At 38.9% G+C, this 23,162-nt stretch carries 16 protein-coding genes and 1 pseudogene; 14 read left to right on the top strand and 3 right to left on the bottom strand.

What is annotated here, in order from left to right:
- The first annotated feature begins 108 nt into the window (after positions 1-108).
- The 7 genes and pseudogenes from A5888_RS03435 to A5888_RS03405 all read left to right on the top strand — a co-directional run bounded on the left by A5888_RS03435 (position 109) and on the right by A5888_RS03405 (position 11,346).
- Positions 109-1,398 (top strand): annotated as a pseudogene (locus A5888_RS03435) (PTS sugar transporter subunit IIC).
- A gap of 67 nt (positions 1,399-1,465) precedes the next feature.
- A complete protein-coding gene (locus A5888_RS03430) occupies positions 1,466-4,063 on the top strand; it encodes a family 78 glycoside hydrolase catalytic domain (protein ID WP_249274435.1) in 2,598 nt (865 codons plus the stop codon).
- A 16-nt stretch (positions 4,064-4,079) separates the two neighbouring features.
- The gene (locus A5888_RS03425) at positions 4,080-5,975 is read left to right on the top strand and encodes an FAD-dependent oxidoreductase (RefSeq protein WP_086347837.1); all 1,896 of its coding nucleotides are present in this window, start codon (positions 4,080-4,082) and stop codon (positions 5,973-5,975) included.
- A 73-nt stretch (positions 5,976-6,048) separates the two neighbouring features.
- Positions 6,049-7,881: an alpha/beta hydrolase family esterase gene (locus A5888_RS03420; RefSeq protein ID WP_249274434.1), complete on the top strand. Its 1,833-nt coding sequence runs from the start codon at positions 6,049-6,051 to the stop codon at positions 7,879-7,881.
- A gap of 345 nt (positions 7,882-8,226) precedes the next feature.
- The gene (locus A5888_RS03415) at positions 8,227-9,105 is read left to right on the top strand and encodes an alpha/beta hydrolase (RefSeq protein WP_086347835.1); all 879 of its coding nucleotides are present in this window, start codon (positions 8,227-8,229) and stop codon (positions 9,103-9,105) included.
- A 224-nt stretch (positions 9,106-9,329) separates the two neighbouring features.
- Positions 9,330-10,421 carry a GDSL-type esterase/lipase family protein gene (locus A5888_RS03410; protein ID WP_170924694.1) on the top strand — a complete coding sequence of 364 codons (1,092 nt, stop codon included), beginning with the start codon at positions 9,330-9,332 and terminating at the stop codon, positions 10,419-10,421.
- Positions 10,422-10,434: 13 nt separating this feature from the next.
- Positions 10,435-11,346, top strand: a complete 912-nt coding sequence (locus A5888_RS03405; protein ID WP_086347833.1) for an alpha/beta hydrolase — start codon at positions 10,435-10,437, stop codon at positions 11,344-11,346.
- A gap of 303 nt (positions 11,347-11,649) precedes the next feature.
- Here the strand turns inward: A5888_RS03405 and A5888_RS03400 are convergent, their stop codons facing one another.
- Positions 11,650-12,363 (bottom strand): GntR family transcriptional regulator, encoded by a 714-nt coding sequence (locus tag A5888_RS03400; protein ID WP_339102074.1) that lies wholly within the window; start codon positions 12,361-12,363, stop codon positions 11,650-11,652.
- A 192-nt stretch (positions 12,364-12,555) separates the two neighbouring features.
- Here A5888_RS03400 and A5888_RS03395 point away from each other — a divergent pair, with 192 nt between their 5' ends.
- From A5888_RS03395 to A5888_RS03385, 3 genes are read left to right on the top strand one after another with little or no spacing between them, the layout of a single operon-like run.
- A complete protein-coding gene (locus A5888_RS03395; RefSeq protein ID WP_086347832.1) occupies positions 12,556-13,962 on the top strand; it encodes a PTS transporter subunit EIIC in 1,407 nt (468 codons plus the stop codon).
- A gap of 12 nt (positions 13,963-13,974) precedes the next feature.
- Entirely contained in the window at positions 13,975-14,787 is an 813-nt protein-coding gene (locus tag A5888_RS03390) for a ChbG/HpnK family deacetylase (RefSeq protein ID WP_086347831.1), read from the top strand.
- On the top strand, positions 14,787-15,626 hold the full coding sequence (locus A5888_RS03385; RefSeq protein ID WP_170924693.1) for an MBL fold metallo-hydrolase: 840 nt from the start codon (positions 14,787-14,789) through the stop codon (positions 15,624-15,626). Before A5888_RS03390 ends, A5888_RS03385 begins: the two co-directional genes overlap by 1 nt.
- Before the next feature lie 286 nt (positions 15,627-15,912).
- On the opposite strand, the gene A5888_RS03380 is transcribed toward A5888_RS03385, so the two are convergent.
- Entirely contained in the window at positions 15,913-17,370 is a 1,458-nt protein-coding gene (locus A5888_RS03380) for a response regulator transcription factor (protein WP_339101913.1), read from the bottom strand.
- On the bottom strand, positions 17,363-19,105 hold the full coding sequence (locus A5888_RS03375; protein ID WP_086347828.1) for a sensor histidine kinase: 1,743 nt from the start codon (positions 19,103-19,105) through the stop codon (positions 17,363-17,365). Before A5888_RS03375 ends, A5888_RS03380 begins: the two co-directional genes overlap by 8 nt.
- Positions 19,106-19,216: 111 nt before the next feature.
- Between A5888_RS03375 and A5888_RS03370 the strand changes: the two genes are divergently transcribed.
- The 4 genes from A5888_RS03370 (at position 19,217) to A5888_RS03355 (ending at position 23,159) form a co-directional block, all read left to right on the top strand.
- The gene (locus A5888_RS03370; RefSeq protein ID WP_086347827.1) at positions 19,217-20,497 is read left to right on the top strand and encodes an ABC transporter substrate-binding protein; all 1,281 of its coding nucleotides are present in this window, start codon (positions 19,217-19,219) and stop codon (positions 20,495-20,497) included.
- A gap of 246 nt (positions 20,498-20,743) precedes the next feature.
- Positions 20,744-21,691, top strand: coding sequence for a carbohydrate ABC transporter permease (locus tag A5888_RS03365; RefSeq protein WP_212647164.1), 948 nt, complete (start codon positions 20,744-20,746; stop codon positions 21,689-21,691).
- Positions 21,688-22,515, top strand: coding sequence for a carbohydrate ABC transporter permease (locus tag A5888_RS03360; protein ID WP_086347826.1), 828 nt, complete (start codon positions 21,688-21,690; stop codon positions 22,513-22,515). The genes A5888_RS03365 and A5888_RS03360 overlap by 4 nt, the downstream gene beginning before the upstream one ends.
- Before the next feature lie 5 nt (positions 22,516-22,520).
- Entirely contained in the window at positions 22,521-23,159 is a 639-nt protein-coding gene (locus A5888_RS03355; RefSeq protein WP_086347825.1) for a hypothetical protein, read from the top strand.
- Positions 23,160-23,162: the final 3 nt, after the last annotated feature.

Here is a 23,162-nt window from a genome sequence, read left to right as displayed (position 1 = left end):
CAGGATATGAATGGTCATTGTATCTATCGCTCAATGCCCTATAATATAATTATGGTGGCGCTACCAGAATACTAGTCTATTTAGCAAAAAAAGTCAAAGGAGAAAATTATGAATGACAAAAAGATGACCTTCAGTGATAAGTTTCAAGATAAACTAGGAATTTTTGCTGACAAAGTAAATAGAAATATTTACGTAACGGCAATTCGTGATGCAATGCTTGCTTATATGCCATTCACCTTTATTGGGTCCATTTTCCTAATTATTGCATTTTTTCCAATTGTACAGGTGACAGATTTTATTACGTCTATTTTTGGCCCAACATGGGTGGATAAATTACTTTATGTGAATAATGCGACCATTGCCATTGGCGGCTTGATCGTTGTCATTTCCTTAGCAAAAAGCTTGGCGGAAAAGTTAGAAACAGATGTATTGCAGTGTATTTTAACGGCACTCGTATCATTTTTACTCTTAACGCCACTTGATGTTAATGAAACAGGAAGCTTCATTAACATGACGAAAATTGGTGCACAAGCGATGTTTTTAGGAATTATTGTCAGTATTGTAACGGTGCTTGTTTATAAGAAAATTGACGAAAAAGACATCAAGATAAAAATGCCCGGCACTGTTCCACCCGCAGTATCTAAACCTTTTGAATCGATCATTCCTTCATTTATTGTGGTGACACTGTTCTTTATTGTTCGTCTCATGTTGGAAGTTGGTTTGAACACGGAAGCGATGGCGTTGATTAATGGTACGTTAGGTATTCCGTTGACCATGGTTGGTGGTTCATTGTTCGGCATGGTTTTCATCAAGATTTTTGAACAATTCTTATGGTTCTTTGGATTACATGGTAGTTCGATCGTTCAAGCCGTGACAGACCCGATCCATTAGGTATTGGAAGATCAAAACAGAGCAGCTACGATTGCAGGAGAAGTTCCTCAGAACATTATCAATATGGGGTTTAAGAACCATTTTACGTCAATCGGTATTATAGGGTCCATTATTGCAATTATCCTCATAGCAAAAAGTCGTCAGTATAAAGAGGTTGGTAAAATAGCAGGTCCACCTTATATATTCAATATTGGTGAGCCCACATTGTTCGGTGTTCCGTTAATGCTGAACGTGAGCTATATCATTCCATTCTGTTTAGGAAATGCAGTGAGTACAGTTATCGCCTATGCTGCTTTTGCACTAGGATTAGTACCGATTCCTACGGGTGTTGCACAATTGCCGTGGACGACACCAATTTTGATTAGCGGGTACTTTGTAACCGGAAGTATCTGGGGAGCCGTGCTTCAATTGGTTCAATTGATTGTGTGTGTACTACTATGGATTCCATTTGTGAAAATGGTTGATAAAAAAATCTATCAAGAAGAACAAGGAGCAATTACAGAATAAAAAAGTTGTCTATTCACAGTCATTTGTCTCTGATAGAAATGATCGTGAGTAGACAATTTTGTTGAAAGTGGTGAAAATGTTGAGCAATAGTCGATTAGAAATTAACGGTCAATCAACGCCGATAAATGTCGACCTAAATGAGGCGATTTCAGTTACGTGGAAAGCGGCAAAGCAAACAAGCTATAGATTGGAAGTCTTTGATGAAAAGGAGCAGTGCATTTTTGATTTTGAAGAGGTTTCAAGGCGACAAAGCCAATCAATCGTGCTACCTAGACACTTCGCACGAAAGAAATATTCGGTAAAACTAAGTGTTTATAACAGCAATCAAAAAATTGTGCAGGAAACGATGAATTTCTATACTCAAAACCATGATCTCAATCTTGCGAACTGGATTACAAGGTTGGATAATCCTATTGAAAAAGAACACGTGTATTTTGATGATAAGCCAACGATAATTTTGAAAAAGCAAGTGGTGGTCAAAGAAACGATCGAATCAGCGTTCATTGATATTTGCGGTTTGGGCTATTATACATTGCGAATAAATGGGCAACGGGTTTCAGATGCGTATTTGAATTCAGATGTCACCAGCTATGACCAGAGAGTTTATTACGATACCTATCAAATAGAAAGCTTCCTGACGGAAGGAACGAATGAATTTACGGTTGAATTGGCAAATGGCTGGTATAATCCTGCACCAATTTTGATTTTGGGTAAGTACAATATTCGAAAACAGCTTTCTATTGGTAAGCCGACGATGATTTGTGATATCCAACTGACAACAACAAATCAGTCCATACATATCCTCTCAGATGCCGAGTGGGAAAGTTCATGTGGGCAATTTCTGCAAAACAATCTCTTTGTAGGTGAAGTATTCACAGACAATGTTCAACCAGCTGACAATGTTCGAAAACAGACGGTGTGTATTCCTGGTCCGACGGGAAAACTGGTTCCAAGCTTTATTCCAAAAATTGTCCGGAAAGAAAAAATTCTGCCAGTTTCATTCGATAGGCTTGCAGATGGCTGGATTATCGATTTTGGACAGATTATTAGCGGACAAATTGCGTTTGATTTAGCCGCTGAAACGATCGGATGTATTGAACTAAGCTACGCAGAAGTGACCGATGATAAAGGAAATCCGGCTTATGGAACAACGATCAGTGGGAAATATGGCGTAAAAACAAGTGACCGGGAACCAGAAAGTCCAGTCATTCAAACAGACAAAGTAATGAAGGAAAAATTAACCCCTTTGCATTTTAGTAATCAATACACCTATCATTCCTTTAGATATGTTTTTGTGAAAGGAACATCTGAGTTCACGAAACTTCCATTAGAAAATGTAATTGCCTATCGCCTATTTTCAGATGTAGAACTACTGGTTGACTTCGATTCATCTTCAGAAGACTTGAATCAGCTGTGGCAAGCAGGAATAAATACACGCCAAAATAACATGCACGCCTATTTTGAGGATTGCACACGAGAACGCTTTGGTTATGGCGGGGATATCGTGGCACTTCTATCTTCTCATATTGCGACGAGTGATATAAAAGAGTTTGCTAAAAAGGTTTTTCTAGATTTTGTAGATGCTCAAATAGCGGATGGTGGTATCCCGCAAACTGCACCTTTCATAGGAATTATGACGAATGGTACATCCAATAAAGCAGGATCATTAGGTTGGCAATTGGTTTTACCCACACTTGCTAAAGCCTTGTCCACGACCTATCAAGAAGCAGATTTCGTCAAACAGTATCAAGCTCAGTTGGAAAAACATTTGCAGTATTTATTATGTTTTGATTTTTCAATGATTCGCTCGTGTTGTTTGGGGGACTGGGGCTCTGTTGATGGAAAAGAAGAGGGGTGGGTCATTTCATCACCAGATCAGTCTTTCTGTTCGGGATGTATGTATGTGATCTTGTTGAATGAATACCTTGAGTTAATGGATGAAGGAATTTGCTCAACCAGCCATTTAGATGGAGTAAAAGAAAAAATAGCGATTGCTAAAAGTGAATTGTTGAAAGAATTCAATAGGGAGACGGGTAATTTTTCTAGTGGGAAAATCTCTAGTGATATATTTGCCATTCAAGCAGGGCTGATTTCAGGAGAGGACAGAGACAAGCGAATTCGTCATCTGATCAAAAAAATTAGGGAGAATGGGACTATTTTTTCTTTTGGGATTTTTGGTATGTCTTGGGCCTATGAACTGTTTTCAGAAATCGGTGAGAATCGCTTAATCTATGATTGGTTACTTCGCCAAGAGGGCCCAAGCTATCAGGATATGTTAAAAAATGGAAATCTGGCTTTAGCAGAATATTTTAGTGTTCCCGGTCAACAAAAGACACAACCGGGTTCTTTAAACCATGCCATGTTTTCCTCCTATTCCAGTTGGTTTGTCTCCTCTTTACTGGGACTGAGGATTGAAAATAAACAATTAATCATTGATCCAGCTGTTGATTTACCGATCGACTGGGTAAGTGGAAGCCTCAAAACACCGATGGGAAAAGTGACGATAAACTGGAAAAAGGAGAATCAACAACAGACAAAGATAGTGGTGGAAATCCCAAACGAACTGGCTTATATAGAAAAAGTTAGTCAAAAGCATCGATCCAGTAAGCTTCATTTGAAAGAGAAGGATGAATATAAAATAATCACGTTTGAAATAAAAAACTGAAGGGAGACTACCGGGAATGTTTAAAGAATTATTTTCACCAATCAAAATCAACACAATGATGGTCAAAAACAGAATTGTCGCAGCACCACTCAACAATACTTTTGAAGAAAAAGCTTTGGGTGGCGCCGGGATCGTCATTGCGGGGCACACGATTGTGGAACCCTATCGTTCTAGCTTTAAAAGCCCGGATGAGCTGTCTGTTTTCAGTAAGTACGAATACGAAGAAACACGCAGGAAAATTTTGAAAATTCAACAGGCAGGTGCCAAGGCTTCTATTGAAATTTTTCATGGGGGCAGAGAAGCTAGATGTTATGAATATGCCAAGGGTCCATCAGCTTATGTACGAGAAGATGGTATTGAAGTGCGAGCAATGGATGAAGCGATGATGGAGGAAACGCTAAATTATTACTACGATACTGCAAAAGAAGCAAAAGAACTTGGTTTCGATACTATTTTCATGCACTTTGGTCATGGCTGGCTGCCAGCACAGTTCCTTTCCCCTTACTTTAACCATCGTGAGGACGAATATGGTGGCAGCTTTGAAAATCGTGCCAAGTTTCCACTAAAGATATTGGAAACAGTCCGAGCGGCAGTTGGGAAAGAGTTTCCAATCGATATGAGAATCAGTGCGTATGAGTGGGTAGACGGATCGATCGAATTTGAAGATGTTGTGGCCTTCATTCAACTAGCAGAAAAGTATATTGATATGGTTCAAATTTCAGCAGGACTTGATATGAATCGTGAAGCAAATGTACACATGGCGACAACGAATTTCGAACCACTTATGCCTAATGTGGAATGGGCAAAAGAAGTGAAACAGCGTGTCAACATTCCGGTGAGCGTTGTTGGTGCGGTACTTTCTCCGGAAGAGGCCAACAATTTGATTGCAAAAGGAGTCGTAGATATGGTTGCTTTTGGTCGGAGCTTCGTAGCAGATCCGGATTGGCCGAAGAAGGCATTAGCAGGGCATCCGGAAGACATTCATGGGTGCATTCGCTGCTTACAGTGCTACCATATTGCGACGAATCATAAAAATGTTGGGTGTTCAGTTAATCCAAGATACAATAATGAAACATTTGTAGCCAAAGAAGTAAAACCCACAAAAATAGTTAAAAATATTGTCATCATTGGTGGCGGCCCAGCCGGTATAAATGCGGCAATCACTGCTGATAAAGTAGGACATCGGGTGACTCTTTTAGAGAAAAGCGATGCGCTAGGTGGACAACTAAAATATGTCGCAAAAGAACATTTTAAAATTGAGATTGCTCGTTTATTGGAATTTTATAAAGTACAAATAGGTAAATCAAAGGTAAATGTTCGACTGAACTTTGAGGCAACTCCGAAAAATATCAGACAGTTTAATCCAGATGCTCTTATCGTAGCAGTTGGTGGACGAGAAATAGTTCCACCGATTTCGGGAATCGATGGTGAGAATGTCGTGACAGGTATTCAATCAATTGAGAATGAAAAAGAACTGGGCGAAAACATCGTTATCCTTGGTGGTGGAACAATCGGTGCTGAGATTGGCATGGAACTAGCGTTGGTTCATCATAAAGCTGTCACAATTGTAGAGATGAATAATGAACTGGCTGCACAAGGAAATGAATTGTACAAAATTGCGTTAAGACAAAAAATAAATCAAGCAGAAACCTTAAATGTTCTACTGGAAACGATCTGTAAAAAAATAGAAAAAGATTCCTGTATTGTGGCGTCCAAAGAAGGAGTAGAGCAACATATTCCTTTTGATAACTTAATTGTCTGTACCGGACTTAGGCCGGAGCGAAATCTAGCGGAAACATTCTATGGTATCGCAGAACAGACGGTCATGCTTGGCGATTGCAATCGTATAGGTAAGATTATGGATGCAACTTTCGAAGGCTATACTGTTGTTCAAAATCTGTTTGATTATTGATAGAGAATAGAAAGTTGAAGAAATGAAACGGAGATATATGTATAAAATTAAAGGAGTGATTTGATTGAAAAAAATGATGGCGCTCTTGATCAGCTCTTTGTTACTTGGTTTATTGATTTTTCCGATGGTTGGACATGCAGAAAAAATCAAAACAGTGCAAAAAAATGATGAGAAAAATAAGGCTATTACTTACTCTTTCTATGATGCGAGTGAACATGGTCATACCAGTTCGCGTTCTTCCATTTTGAGCCCTACTTTCTACATCTATGCGGGAAATATTACTGCTGAGCAGGCAGATGAATTGATTGCCCAATTAGAAATGGAGCAAGTGGTTGAAGAATGGGCTGCTCAAATTTATGTGGTAAATCCTTTAGACAAAAAAGAGTACACACAAGAAGATAGCAAAGCATTTCTTCAATTATTAGCTAGTACTCATGGCGTGCCGAATGGCGTTTCAAACATAAAAATTATTGGCATCGATCAAGGAGCAACTTTTGTCAATGAAGAATTGGCAGATTTGATGTATCCGGTGGCAGGTGTAATGACTATTGGCGGGACAGTGGGTGAGGATAGCGCAATCCATTCTCCAGTTCCAGCCTATGTTAGTAACTCATCAGACCAAGTAGCCGAATTATATACTCAAGCAAATGAGAGTGAGCTAGTGGAAGAGGAGAAAGAATTTAAGTATTACGCGAATTCAAAGGCGGAGCTTCAGCAAGTCATCGTGTCACAAAAGGAAGAAACTTTAGCAGAAGCATTTAGCAATGCTTGGAATAAGGTTCTTTCAAAAAATTACCGAATGCATAACAAAACAACAGAATTCTATATGGCAGATGTTACGCAAATTACCAGTGATTATGATTTAGAGCCGGTTATCGATTTTGAAGCATTGGATGTTACGTACAATCAAATGGAAAAAGAACCGATAGAAGGTAAGGGCGAGTATACTTGGTATGAATACATACCCGCCAAAATAAAGGAGAAGGATAGCATCCCACTTGTCGTAACCTTACATGGTTTTGGAAATGATCCACGGATACAAGGCGATACAAGTGGTTGGGTAGAGCTTGCAGCAAGCGAAGGTTTGATTGTCGTCTCTCCGGAATGGCAAGATAAGGCAGACAATTTTTCAGGAAACGATGGATTAGGGGAAGCAGGTATTTTGTCACTGATAGATATGCTGAAAGAGAAATATCCTCAAATCGATCCTAGTCAAGTCTATATAACTGGTTTATCAGCAGGTGGTTCTAAAGCGGCTTTATGGGGAGCAAAATATTCAGAAATTTTTGCTGCCGCCGCATCGATTTCGTCGCCTGGTGTCGATAAAGAGGAACTGACCGCTATTTCAGAAAAATATAGCGGTGGGCAAGTACCTTATCTCTATATATGCGGGGATCACGACTTTTTCCAAATGATTCCAGTAGATGGTAGTAGCCCGAATGGTATGCCGAATATTTTCTTTGATGATCCAAATGTATCGATGTTTGAGTTTATTCAGGCATATCAAAGAATCAACCAACTCGAAATTTCTGAAGAACCTGATTTGGCATTAAATCCCTATTATGGTGTAAAAATGACAAACCAAAAGGAAACCAAACTAGGCAATAAAGATATTTTATCTGGAACACTCACAACTGATGATGACCAAACGCTCATTGAGTTAGTAGCAATTAAGGATTTGGCGCATTGGAACTATCGTCCTGAAGCTGCATTTGTTTGGGCATTTTTCCAGCAATACAAAAGAAATACTACCGATGGTTCATTGGAATTCAATGATTCTCCAACTGGTAATGTTGCTTCAACAGCTGATAAAAGCGAGAGTAAATTTATTAACATCGTTTTAGTGATTGTTGTAGTAATCGCTGTCATTGCTGGTGCTGTAATATACAAGTACAAAAAGAAATAAGGCGCATAATTGAGGAACGATGTGTTTGGTAGCTTGACTTCATTAGTCGAAGCTGGATGATCAGTATAAATCAGAGATAGACCTGCGAGATACTTAGAAAAGTTCTTGCAGGTTCTTTATATAGTAGAACAAAGACCAAGTAGACGGAGTGTGAAAGCGAGGTGTCACAGACTCATTTAATACAGTCATCGAATAAGGTAAACGTTTTATAACGATTGCTTAGATTGTACCCGGAGTAGGTTGAGTTTATTAAATAACTATTGACAATGTGTTTAAACAAATTTATCATAAACGTATAAGTTAATATAGGAGCTGTAAAGTCAAATACAGAAAGAGGTTATACCGATGAGAAGCTTACTGGACACAAATTTTGTACCTGAATGGGTATCTATTATTGACAAGAAAGTGATTCCTCAAATCGACTGGATCAAGAATAAACAACTTGATATTTGCTATGGCGATCACGAACTTCAAAAGTTTGACGTTTATCTTCCCGAAGGAGAGGGACCATTTCCTGTTGTGGTTTTAGTTCATGGAGGCGGCTTTGCCTACTGTGATAAACGGGATTGGCATCTTTATCCTGGCTTCTTCGCATTACAAGAAGGTTTTGCTCTTGTTTCTGTAAACTACCGTCTACTGCCAAACATTAAACGAATGGATCCTATTGACGATTTAACAGAGGCATTAGCCTTTATAAAAAAGAATGCAGCACAATTTAAACTGGATAATGAAAATGTTTTTCTTTATGGTACCTCAGCAGGTGGCAATCTAGTGTCCCAAGTATCGTTGCGTAATGTAGCTAAAGGAGAACCAGTCAAAGGGGTTGCTGCATTATGTCCGTTACTTGACTTTAGTAATGAAGCTGCGTATCTTGAAATTTTTGAAGCAATCGCTCCCGACTATATCAAGCAAAATCGTGATACGATGGTTGAGTATTTAGGCTTTGATCCAGCAATTAACGTCGCTGCAGCAAAAGAAGCGAACATCGACTATGTGATCACCGATGCTGCTCCGCCATTCTATATTCAGCATGGTACAATGGACCCGGCTGTACCGGTTGAACAATCGATTAATTTTGCCCGAAGCTTGATAAAAGAAATTGGTGAAGAAAAGGTTATTCTTGATCTTATGCCTGAAACAGGTCATGCAGGAGGAGGACCTGAATTTTTAGAAAAAGAAAACATTCAACCAATTCTTGCTTTCTTCAAGTCGTTGGTCAAGTGATTTTAGCGAATGGGAGATGAGCACTCAAAAATCGTTTGATATTTGTAACACGACGAAATGATGGGCTGCTCTCTGCATGTTCCCAAAGTCGTAGTAGTAAAAGAACCGTAGAAACTCTATTCTAAGCTCGTTCTAAGAGCTGATTTTTCGAAGGCGTTCGGAATGAAATAGAGTATTTTTGACCCACTCTCTTTGGTTTATACCTATGTAAAGGAATGATAAATATGTTTCGAATGATTTGGCATCAAGTCTTTTCTAACTATGGAAATCTAAATTTTAAACCCAACGATAGAATCGAAAAAATGACTATCAAACAAAATATTTCTGGTAAAGGCGCTCGTGTAGAATTTTCAAACAAATACGATCATGAGAGTATGAAGGTTATCCGTGCTAGAATCTCAACAGATCCGGAAATGGTTAATGCTAGTCCAATTACGTTGAATAATCAGGATTCATTCGAAATTCCCGCTGGACAATCGCTATGGTCTGATTTTTCAAAAATTGACGTGCCATTGAAATCATCTTTGTATCTCGAGCTGGAGATAAAGAATAACTCCAATCATTTAGCGACCTCCGCTCACACATTCTCGGATAAGATATTTCAAACGAATGTAGCTGATCTTGATATGAACTTTGTTTATGGAATCACTACGGTAGCTCTTCTGACGGAAACAAAAGGCATCACTGTTGCCTTCTTTGGTGATTCTTTGACTAATCAAGGTTATTATACGGATTCAGCTACGCAATGGCTGTATGACCATATGGAAGGGGTTACGGCAATTAATGAAGGGATTTCCGGAAACCGATTGCTTTTACCGGGGACATCAGATTCTGAATGGAACAACAGCTTTGGACAAGCGGCAGTTGAACGTTTTAGCCATTTAGTCAATTACCGACCAGATGTTGTGGTGGTAATGATTGGAGATAATGATCTTTATCAAGTCAGGGCCACAAACATGGATGAACTGCCAACGGCCATAAAAGCTATTACAGCTTTAGAACGAATCAAAAATGAGACGATCGTTGCTGGAATTCAGCCTATTCTTGTCACATTGACACCATTCAAAGGGGCAGTTTCTCGTGAAGTCGAAGCTTGGTCGCCGGAGAAAGAGTTGATTCGAGAAGAAATCAATCGATGGATCAGGAAAAATGAAAAAATGATCGATCTGGACCAATATGTTTGTGATAGATCAGATCCTCGTAGGTTAGCAGAATATTATGACTCGGGAGACCATTTACATTTTTCTGAGGAAGGCGGCACAAAAATCGGCGCTTATATGGCAGAGCAGATAGCAGAATTGCTGAAAATAGAGTAAGGGTGTGCGAACGATGAAATTGACCATTATGTTAACAAAAATGCTGTATCAACTTATGAGTGTTAACCGAAGCAAATACAATCAATCTTTTCCAATCACTAGTCCTGTTGAAAAAATTAGGAATGTGAGCTATGCCGATAAAGGAGATAAAAAGCAAGTTCTTGATATTTATACACCAGATAGAAAAGGAAATTACCCAGTCTTTGTGCAAATTCATGGTGGAGGGTGGACGCTTGGAGATAAGGATGACAACATCGGCTATTGTGAGTTCATCGCTTCTAAAGGGTATGTCAGTGTTGCGATCAATTATACATTAGCACCTAAAGCTCCTCATCCTGAACAAGAAAAAATTGTCTTTGAGGCTTTCAAATGGATCAAAGAGAATATAGGAAACTATGGAGGAGATCCACAAAAACTTTTTCTATCAGGAGATTCGGGCGGCGCGCACCTGGCTTCTACTGTAGCGAATGTATGTACAAATCCTAAAGCAGCGGCAGTGTTTGGTGTTGAGCCGCCATTAGATAAAGAGCAGATTGCCGGAATGGTTTTATTTTACGGAGCCTATGATTTTCTCAGTGCGAAGTATGCAACGTTTCCGTTTATAAAAGTGAGCTACGAATCATTTTTAGGTACTATGGACGATGAAAAAGACCGTGACTTGATGATCGAGGCATCACCGATTTATTACGTGAATGAACAATTTCCTCGAAGCATTTTACTTTCAGGTGAAATAGATGGACTGCATAAATCTCAAACGTTAGAATTTGCAAAACGTCTTGAGGAAATGAACGTACCAGTCACAAAAGTATTTTTTGATAAAGAGCGAGAAGACGCTGTTCATGGGTTTATGGTTGACTATAGTCGGTCATGCACCAAAGAAAGCTTGAAGCAAATAGCAGATTTCCTTGCTGAAAAGTCATGTTGAGGGGAGAACAGAGCAGCCATAGTTTTCTGCAAATAACTAGAAGGCTGATTCTGTAGGAAATGAGGATGCTTTTCATTGAAGGGATTGACTGGGATTGTTGCTGATCCAGTCTGTATGTCAATAATCTGAATAAAATCTACACACTGCGTCAAATTGATTTGGTAAAAAGCTATAAAACAAAAAAGGCAACTAAGAAGAAGCGTTGTATCGACCTCAAAAAGTTAGACTTTTTTGGTGTCACTTCATTTCTCGTAATTGCCTTTTTTCTATAGAGTATGATTATTGAGGTTTAGCGTTCAAGTCTCATCGTTGAGCGAAGGAAACCATAACATATTCGTTAGGAATATAGCGAATAAACGTATGTTCAAAGAGGCGACCATTATCTGTATAAGCAATATTCTCAATTTCTCCCACGCAATTGTTTTCACCTAGATCTAGATTTTCAAAATCAGCTGCTTTTGCTGAGACGACTTTCATAATTGATTTAGATGCAACAATTTTAAACTCTAATTTTTGATCGATATATTCATAAATCGAGCCTGCTGCAATTTTCTCATCAATAGGGCCCAAGATACTTTTTTTGAAGTAACTAGTGTCATACATCATCGATGCACCGTTAATGACCCTTAAACGACTGATTTTATAAATTCGCTCTCCTTCATGAAATGAAATGACTTTTGCCAGCTCCTCAGAAACAGTTAATTCTTTAAAATCAATTAGTTTGGAGGAGGTGCTTATTTCATTATAATTGGAAAGCTCTTTCAAGCCATGAAAGTTTCCGGTTTTGAAAAAAACTTTGTCTACTTTTGACGTCTCTAAAATAACAACACCTCGGCCTTTAACACTATAAACTAATCCTTCAGCGTTTAACTGTGCAATCGCACGACGAATGGTATTTCGGCTAGTTTTGAAGCGGCCGACCAATTCTAATTCAGTAGGTAACAACATGGTATCATTGTAGATACCTTCTCTGACTTCTTCTTTAAGCTGTGTATAGATATCAAAAAATTTGTTCACTGCCAAAAAAAATCCCTCCTTGCATAATCTATTATATCATATTAAACCAATGTGTTTGAACAAATAATTGAAATAAATGGTTAATTTACTATTGAATATTTGTTTAAACAAATATATAATGTGTGTAAGGGGTTTCTAACGTTAGCTTTAATTCCGTTTTTTATAAGAGGTTGTACTAGGGAGGAATCATTTATGCAAGAGAAACAAGCGCAACAAATTGCAGACCGTACTTTAGAAGCGATTGGTGGGAAAGAAAATATTGCGACTGCTTTTCACTGTGTCACTCGCTTACGCTTTATTTTAAAAGATGATAGTAAGGTGGAGCTGGAAAAAATTAAAAGTATCCCCGGCACATTAGGTTTTCAAAAGACAGGTGATCAATACCAGGTAATTATTGGTCCGGAGGTCGGTGTGGTCTTCAATAAATTGAAGCTTGAAAGCGAGCTGGACAGTGGTGATGCTGATACCAAAAGTGATCACTCACCTAAGAAAAAAATGACACTGAAATCAATTGGGAGTGGTATTTTAGATGCTTTAGTAGGGAGTATTACTCCAGCTTTACCAGCAATCATCTGTGCCGGAATGATCAAGATGGTTCTAATGCTGCTGGGTCCTAGTTTGATTGGTGTACTTTCACTGGAAAGCGGCACCTATCAAGTGCTCAATTTCGTAGGTGACGCAGGATTCTATTTTTTACCAGTCTTTCTAGGCTACACTAGTGCCAAGAAGTTTAAGGCCAATCCTCTTCTCGGTATGCTGATGGGGAGTATCCTGATTTCACCAGCCTTTGTAGAAAGCGTTACTGCTGGGACAGCACTTAGTGTCTATGGACTACCAATTACCCCAGTCAATTATGCTAGTACAGTAATTCCAATCATTCTAATTGTTTGGGTCATGTCGTATGTCGAAGTCTTTTTCGACAACTACATTCCGAGCAGTTTCAAAATGATTTTTGTTCCAGTTCTTACTGTTTTGGTTATGGTACCTTTGGCATTGGTGGTTTTAGGGCCTTTAGGGAGTATCCTAGGAAACTATATTAGCGCCTTTCTACTGTGGACGCATCAAGTTTTCGGTCCGTTTGGGATCGGTTTGATTGCTGCTGTCTTTGCTCTATTGATTGTCACAGGTATGCACCATGCTATCAATATGGCGGTATTGGTTACTCTAACTGCTAACGGATACGATGAAGTGGTTTTCGTAGCTGTTGCCCCTGTAGTAGTCTCCATTGCAGCAACGGCTCTAGCTTTCGGTTTGAAGGCGAAACAAACAGCCAATCGTAGCTTAGGCCTTTCTAGCTTTGTTTTGCAAGTTGTTGGTGGCGTTGCTGAGCCTACACTATATGGCGTAATGATTCCTTATATCAAGCCTTTCGCTGCACAAGCTATTGGTGCATTTTGTGGGGCTGTGTATATGGGTTTCATGCATGTTAAAGCATATGCCTTAACAGGATCAAATATTTTTATTTTGGCCGGCTTCATTCATGAAGACTCAGCCAATTTTATTAATGCCATTATTGGGTGCAGTATTGCCTTTGTTGTGACGTTTGCCCTCGTCTGGGTACTTGGTTTTAAAGAGAAAGAACAAGAAACTTTTGAATAGGTAGTGAATGGAATGATTTCAAAACTAATCACCAGATCCGATGATTTTGGATCAAGTAACGCTTCAAATCAGGCGATATACCAAGTGTTAAAAGAGAAGGATTACATTAAAAATGTCTCCTGTATGGCGGTTGGCCCGATGATGGAATCAGGAGCAGAGCTTTTAAAGTCTTTGCCAACTCGTGATTTTTCAATCGGTATGCATGGTACTCTGACCGCTGAATGGACATATCTGAAATGGTTCCCAATGTCAGATACGTCCCGAATTCCTTCATTGATCGGGGAGAATGGGGTTTTTCCACCTAAATTTGGTTTGCTAAATCAGAGCATCGATCCTGATGAGGTAGTAACAGAATTTAATGCACAGCTGGATCAATTAACGAAGTTTGGATTAAAAATCAGTTACTTTGACACGCATATGATGCCAGAGATGTATTATCCAGAGTTAATCCCTATCCTAAAAGAATGGGCGAATAGAAAAGGATTGATCAATCATCTTGATTGGTATGATTTAAAGCAGAAATTAGGGCCGCATAGTTATCCTTCGATAGAAGTAGGGCTGAAGCTTTGGACGGAATGGCTTGAGGGTTTAACTGAGGATTATCGACTGACTTTAATGCATCCAATGACCCCAAGTCGTGAAGCGTTATCCTTTGCTAATAGTCAATCAGTTATTGGAATGGTAGGGAAATATCGAGCAAATGAATATGAGCTGTTGATGTCTGGCAAACTCGACGAATGGTGTGATAAAAACCAAATCATGCGTGTTTCCTACGACTATGCCGAAAAACATCTTACTAAGCTATCACAGGAGGTGGGGGAATAGTGAAGGCAAAAGAACTTGATGAAAACACTTGGCTGATCACTCGTGGAGAAGGTCAATCTTCCATACACAATTATCTTCTTGTTGGTGAGCATAAGGCAGCATTGATCGATACAGGTCTTGAAGAGGAGACTCTACAAGCATTTGTTAGCCTTATAACGGATAAACCAATCGTGGTCATTCATACGCATGGTCATATCGATCATATTGGTAATGATCAACAATTTGAAGAGGTAATGCTTCATCCGAGAGACGTTGATTTATATCATCTGCATTCCTCAGCAGAATTTAGAAGAGAATTTTTCAAACGACAGTATGAAGAAATGAAACAAAATGATCCGGATAAAGCGGAAGCTTTTGCAATAAAACAGTTTCAAACGATCAATCAGACTGTTGCTTTGAAGCCATTAACTGAGGGAATGGTTGTTGATCTTGGCACACGAAAGCTCAAGGTCATTGAGACACCGGGACATACTCAAGGGTGTATCTCTCTGGTTGACGTAGATAAAAAGGTCATTTACACGGGGGACATGGTCTGTGAAATGGGCGTATTAATGCATTTTGCTGAGGCAACAACTATCAACGTTTACAAACAAAGCCTAGAAGTCATTCATTCTGCGATGACACCTGAGTATCGACTATTCTCGGGGCATCAACTAAGCCCGTTGACAATTGAATGGGTAGAGAAATATCTTGAGTGTGTGAGTGAGCTGATTGAACTTGGGAAGACAAGCGATTTGACAAATCAGAGTGTGAATGAAATCTTGTTTTATTCGAAAGAGAACGCAAAAATTTCTTACAGGAATGATCAGTTGTTAGATGGCATTCGTGAAACGAATTAGTAGTCTAAATACGTAGTACTAAGCCAAAAAAACATCTTTTATTAAAGAAAAGGATGTTCATTTTTGGCTTAGTATTTTTTGCTGTTATTAAATACAGCTGTAAGTCAGTTATTTCAAATCGTCTTTAAATAACTCTTATAAAAAATAAATAGGACTCCTCTTAGGAAGGAGTCCACACACATATACTAAGGGTTTCTTAGCAAGTAAAATTATATAACAATTATCCGGGAAATGTTGTTCAAAATTGATAGGCATATTTTACAGAAATGAAATTTACATAGAGCTGCTATGTTTTTTTCTTTGTTTTATGCTCTAGCCGGTACTGTTCGGGTGTTGTGTTGGTATATTTTTTGAACACTCTGAAAAAATATTTTTCGTTTTCATAGCCGACCGATTTTGCAATTAATCCAGACTTTCTATCTGTATTGCTAAGCATTATTTTTGCTTCCTCAATCCGTAATTGATTCAAGTAATCGATATATTTGCTGCCTGTTCTCTCTTTGAATAGGGAAGACAGGTAGGATTGATTGATGTAAAACAAATCGGCTAATAAATCGAGATTAATAGGATCTTTATAATGTTTTTTCAGATAGGTTTGAATATTTTCAATAATATCATTGGATGCATAAACCTTTTCATAAGCCATTCCTTTAGCGATTGTACTCAGAAAGTTGATGAAGTAGGAGAGGACCTCTGGAAAAATAAAGTGTTGTTCCATCACTTCCTTAAAGACTTCGGGAAACGTATAGTTGCTCTTTGTATGATAAAAGTCATCTAGTAAATTCTTTGATTTTTCAATGAGTGACAGACCAATCTGTTTGAGCGTATATAACGACGGATTTTGGGATTCTATTAGATGCTGAAAATACTCAGTTAGCTTTTCCTGCAGATCCACCGCTTTTCCAGCTTCAATCAAATACATTATTTCGGCTGTTTTTTCAAAAGTGTAGGTTCCTGTTTTAAATGACTCATCTATAAATGTCGCTGCATTTGAAGAAGTTGCTGTTCGAGTATTGAGAGCATCGATACATTGCAGATAATAGTGATGAATCTCCGAAAAATCAATGACTTCTTTACTGATACCTAACAGGCCATTGTCTGCGACCTGTTCAAGTAAAGCGGGAAGATTGGTTTGTTCAATAACGGCAATAAAAAGCTGTGCTTCTGCTTTTATTGGAGCAACAAAAATTGCCAGCTGCTTAATGGCATTCGTAGGAAGAGCGTCCTTTTCGCTAAGGGATACTAGTACGAGTAGATAGCTTTTTCCAGGCTTGATTTTAGCAGTCAAAGCATTTATAGCCAGCTGTGTTTTATGACCAAGAATTGTATTGAGAATCATTTCCTCTTCATTTTCCTTTGAAGCGACGCTGGAATCCAGTTTCGCTAATGCTTCGTTGAGGGCTTTCAAAATATCCTCCTTGCTGAAGGGCTTCAGAATATAATTAATGGCGTTGGCTTGCAACGCTTTTTTTACGTAGTCAAAGTTTTCATACCCACTTATGACGATAATTGGGAGTAGGGGAAAGTTGATTTTTAAATGATCGAGTAGGGCAATACCATCTATTTCGGGCATGTCCATATCTGTAATGATGAAGTCAATGGTCTCGGTTTCTAATAGAGCAATCGCTTCTTTTCCGTTTGCCGCCTCAGCTGCACAACGAATGGGTAAATCCAATTTTTCTATTTTTTTCAATGTTCCTTTTCGGATCAATGCTTCATCATCTACAAGTAAAAAATTATACATCGTTTTCTCCTTTCAATAAGATCGGCAATCTCAATTCAACGAAGGTTCCTTGTCCTGGTTTGCTGAAAATCGCTAACCCATAGTCATTGCCATACGTATTTTTTATCCGTGCTTCAATATTTATCAAACCAATATGATTGGTTCGTTTTCTAACAATATCTGTTGCATCAGCCAGATTGTTGGTGATTTGTGCTAATGTATATTCATCCATCCCCAGACCATCATCATACACTCGAATCAGAACGGTATTCTTCGTTTTAGAAATAAATAGTCGGATTTTCCCGTCGATCCCGCCTTTGCTCAAGCCATGATAAATCGCATTTTCCACGAGTGGTTGAATGATGACTTTAGGGATATGGGCCTGTAGTAAATTGTCACTGTTATTAATAACTAAGTAGTCGATTTTTTTCTGAAAACGGATTTCTTGGATATTTAGATAATCCTCCACGTTATGCAACTCGTCAGCAAGGGTCGCTTCATTCACGAAGCCATTTGATGCATAGCGAAACATGTTAGATAGGGACAGAGTCATTGTGGAAATCTCGTCAATTTCTTCAATCTCGGCCAACGAATTGATCGACTCCAACGTGTTGTATAGGAAATGAGAGTCGATTTGGTTTTTGTAGACATTCAGCTCTGATTTTAGTAAGGATTGTTCAAAGTTGATCTGTTCTTGGGTATATTGCTTGATTGCTCGAAGCATCTGTTGGTATTCCTGATAGAGAATACCAATTTCATCGTTTCTTTGCTCATCATCTTGCGTATCAAAAATGATGTCTTCTTGAGAGCGCTGGCGCATTATTTTTGAGAGCTTGACGATGGGCGCAGTAAAGAGATTGGCAAATCGATAGGAAATAAGCAAGCTCAAGAGAAGAATACCAATAAAAATCAAGGCCATATTCCGTAAGGTGGTCCAAAGAAGCTGAACGTATTCTTGATTATCCACTGAAACGGATAATTTTAGTGGTTGCCTGTTCGCGTTGATCGTTTTGCTGACCATATCCTTTGGCTGAGTATCAACCATGGGATTCGCCTCGTAAAAGATTGTGTCATTTTGTTTGTCCATCAGCTGAAAGCCGCTGATTTTATCTGGGAAATCCTTTGAAATAAAATCAAAAAATGAAGGTTCACAGTTCACAACAAAGATACCTAAGAACTCCTTTGAGTAAAAATCATAGATCGCTCTGGAAAAAAGGAGGGTTCGTTCTTCACCACCATTGACAATGATCGATTCATCTTCGATTGCCGAAATATTCAATGCACCTTTTGCCGCAAGTGCTTGTTGGTACCATTGTGCTTGTAGAGGATCATAGCCGTAAGAAAAGTCTTTTTGTGTGTTTGAATACGAAATAATCCGTCCATTTGGCAAGGCAATTGCCAGAAAATTTAGCTGATCCATACGATAAATCAATGTTCGGAAAATACCTTTTATCTCTTGCTCAGAGTTAAATAGCTCCTCATTGGAAAAGTCAGAGCCAACAGCGTATTTACGTAGATCCGACATCAAATCATAGGAATTTTTTGAGAAGAATTGGGCTTTTTCCGTTAAGATATCAAGTTCATTGATTCGTTGTTCAATGGTAGAAGCACTTCGATTCAACGAATTGATTGTATTCGCTTTCAATTCGTTGTAGGAAGATTGAAAGAATGTCCAATAAGAAAGCAAGCTGATCAACAGCAAAGCAAATCCTGTGATAAAAAAGGTGGAGAAACGTAATTGTCTGTTTATGCTCACTTGATGTCCCCCGTTCGTTAAATATCCAAAAAAAGTATACCACGAAATACAAAAAAAGATAACTTCATTTTGCGTATGATAGGACTATAAAGAAAGTGAGGGACTTAAAAAATGAAAAAGATTCTTCGTACAGTGTTAGCGGCATCGGCAGCATTATTTTTACTATCGGCGTGTGGAGGCGGCGGAACAGAGGACTCCGGGGGAGCTAGTAGTGACAAGACAATTACAGTCATGGCATCTGGTGTAAAAGATGGAACGCAGGGCGTTTTTCTGGAATCATTTAAAGAATTAGTGGAAAAGAAATACCCTGATTATACGATTGAAACCACACTGTTACCAGATGATCAATACTATACTGCTTTGAAAAGTAAACTATCAACGGGACAAGCGCCTGACCTGTTTCTTGTTCAGCCTAAAAAAGCGAGTGCCAGCTCTGTAGAGGAAATGGCCAAAGCTGGATATATTGAAGATTTATCGGATTTGGAAAATTGGGATAAGCTAGTTGACCAAGGAAAAGAGGATATGTCTTACGAGGGTAAGCCTTACGCGCTTTCCAGCACAATTGGTGTCTTGGGTACTTGGTACAACAAAGATATTTTCAGCAAAAATAATATCGAACTGCCAACCAATTGGCAAGAATTTTTGGATGCGTGTGAAAAATTAAAAGCAGCCGGTGTGACGCCTATCGTGATGGGCGACAAGGATTCCTACATGATTCAGTTCGGGATGTATCAAGTTGCAGCCAATCAAGTATATCCTGAAAATGCAGCATTCGACGAAAAATTATATACAGGCGATACAAGCTTTACTGATCCGGAGTGGATCAAGACAATTACGATGTATAAGGAATTATATGATAAAGGCTATGTTAGCAGTAATTCATTAGGATTGGGACAACCACAGGCCCAACAGACCTTTAAGGATCAAGAAGCAGCGATGATTTTTGATGGCGACTTCAGTTATCCCGCGTTCGAAAATATGGATTTTGACTTAGGCTTTATGGGATTACCGGCAAATGATTCTGGTGAGACATATATTGCGGCAGCTACGGGTGCTGGTTTTGCGATGAGTGCAAAGAGTGAGCATAAGGAACTGCTTAAGGATGTATTCAATCAGATGACAGATGGGGAATCAGAATTATTTGATGCATGGATACAAACGGCTACCTCTTTTACCACATATAAGGGCGTTGAACTGAGTAACGATGTATTTAGTGAAGTACTTCCGGCATTTGAAGAAGGGCGTTCGTTCTATTGGTGTAACCAAGCTTGGCCTTCCGGGACAGAAACAGAAATGCAGGCGAAATTCAGTGAAATGATTGGGACCGACAAAGTGACTCCGAAAGAGATGGCGGAAGCAATGCAGAAGAAATTTGATGAACTGAAGCAATAAAATAGCGAGAGAAGACTTGCTAAAAAGTAAATAATATTGAGTGGCGAGTCTTCGAGCGTGGGACATAACTCAAGTCCAGTGCGCTCTCTAAACCTAAAGACGAATAAACGGTGGGGCAGAAGCAGCTCCTTCGACACTAAATCGAAAGTCAGAAAAATTTGTGGCACTATTTTCGTGAATGTCAGTTTTAGTGCTTGATCTTAGCGCTTCTGTCCCAACCTCCGTTAACAAGAAAGGGTGGATAAAATGGAGCTTCGCAATGAAGAAGTGAAGGTAGAGAAGCGTAGTCGCGTTTCTTTTTTCAAAAAGAACCAATCGTTAGTCATGAATAACCGATTATTCCTATTTGTTATTCCGGCACTGGTCATTTTTGGTATCTTTTGGATTTGGCCATTTTTAAAGTTGTTTACATACAGTGTGACAGATTTTAATGGATTTAACCAAAATTATAACAATGTCGGGTTTAGTAATTTTTCTACGATTTTTGAATCAGGTATCTTAACAAGTTCAATAAAAAATACATTGATTTATACGGCATTGCTGGTTATTGGTGGAAACGTATTAGCACTACTTTTGGCATTTGCATTGAACAGTAAAATAAAGGGGATGGGCTTTTACCGTTCAGCTGCGTATATTCCGGCGCTGTTCAGTGCGATTGTTATTGGGTTTATCTGGAGCTACGTATATATGCCACAAGCAGGGCTGATCGCTTCTGTGATGGATTTCTTTGGAATGGATGGCAGCAGCTTCAACATTCTTGGAGATTATGGCAAAGCGCTATATGGTATCACCATTGTTGATATTTGGAAAAATGTCGGACAGACAATGATTATTTATCTTGCTGGCTTACAGACGATCGATGATTCTGTTCTTGAATCAGCTAGGATGGACGGTTGTAAAGAGCTTCAGCTGATCCGCTATGTAAAAATTCCATTGTTGGCGCCATCGATCACAATAAATATTATTTTATCTGTCATTAATGGCTTAAAGTCCTTCGACTATCCATTCATTATGACGAATGGTGGACCGGGAGACTCCACCAACACATTGATGTTCTCCATCTATAAGATGGCTTTTACAGAGCAGCAGTTTGGGAAAGCCGCGGCGTTTTCAGTTGTTTCATTTGTGGTGATTATTTTGATCACTGCAATACTATTGGTAGTTATGAATAAGAAAGAGAGGGAAATGGAATGAAGGATAAACTTAGTAAACTTGCGATACATGGTGGGATTATCGCATTTCTAATCATTACTTTGGCTCCACTTCTTATCGCATTATCCACTTCTTTCAAAGCCCCGGGAGACACATCCTCACCATTGGAATTGTTCTCAGCATTTACTCTGGAAAGCTACACAACGGCTTTTCAAAAGATGAACTTTGGCTCATCGTTTTTTAATAGTTTAATCACTACGTTAGGAAGTGTGTTCGTGGTTGTCTTGCTGGCTTCGATGGCGGCGTATCCTTTGGGGAGAATCAATGGAAAATTAAGCAAGTTTCTATATATTTTGTTTATCTCCGGTTTGGTCATACCAGGGCAAATGGTCGTTATTCCAATTGCCCAGGTTTTCAGTACACTGGGTATTCCAAGCACACGTTTTACACCGATGATCATGTTTATCACCTGTAGTATTCCTTTTTCAACATTTCTCTACACTGGCTTTATGAGAACCGTTCCTGTTGAAATCGAAGAATCTGCCTATCTTGATGGGGCAAATTTGTTCACACGTTTTTTCCGAATCGTCTTTCCGTTGCTGGCTCCGGCAACTGTTTCCGTTGTCATTACGCAAGGCATTTGGATTTGGAATGACTATTTCTATCCGCTGATTTTTGTTAACAAGCAATCAGAGATGAGTTTACCGGTTACGATGTTGAACTTTTTAGGGGATAAAGAGAATCCGGCACAGTGGAGTATTCTCTTTGCGGCATGTATCTTATGCGCAATACCTTTGATTCTTCTATTCTCTCTACTGCAAAAATACTTTGTAAGTGGTATTTCTGCCGGTGCAGTGAAAGGCTGATTTCTATGACAGAGAAAATTAGTAAGCTATTAACTATATTTGATACGGTTTATCACATCATTTTGCTTAATACACTTTTTTTGATCACCAACAGTTTCTTTTTTCAAATTTTTTTCTTTATTGATTTTCAAGTTATTTTTTTTCCGTTGTATTTTGTGGTCAGTTTGCCGCTTATTCCTAGTTTACTTGCGTTACTTCGTGCTATCGGTGAGCTAAAAGCGGGCAGGGAAGTCAAGTTGGCTGCTACATACTTTCGGGAACTTCGTTTCACACTTAGGAACGAGTACCGCATCTGGGGAAGCCTAGTAGCTGCAGTGTTTTTGACACTCACGGCATTGTACGCTTCAACGATCAATAGCCCGCTGACTATCATTTTTTATAGTTTAAACATTGTATTGCTTGTCTGTGAAGGACTTTTGTTTATCAATTTGTTGCGCAACGGATTGCACTATAAGAAATCATCCTTGATCGAAAAGCTAATTGCCTCTTTCTTGCCCAATGCGGGGAAAAATAGCCTATTGTTAGTGATGATTGTCCTGAGCTTGTTCAGTGGGTTCCGGCTTTCTTTTACAATGATCATTTTCATTTTTGGCGTCTTGCTAGAAATCATGTACAGATTTTTTATTAAACCGAGGAAGGGATAGAAA

Origin of the sequence: Enterococcus sp. 9E7_DIV0242 (genome assembly GCF_002140975.2) — a bacterium.
Lineage (GTDB): Bacteria > Bacillota > Bacilli > Lactobacillales > Enterococcaceae > Enterococcus_L > Enterococcus_L clewellii.
This window is presented reverse-complemented; position numbering and strand designations above follow the sequence as displayed.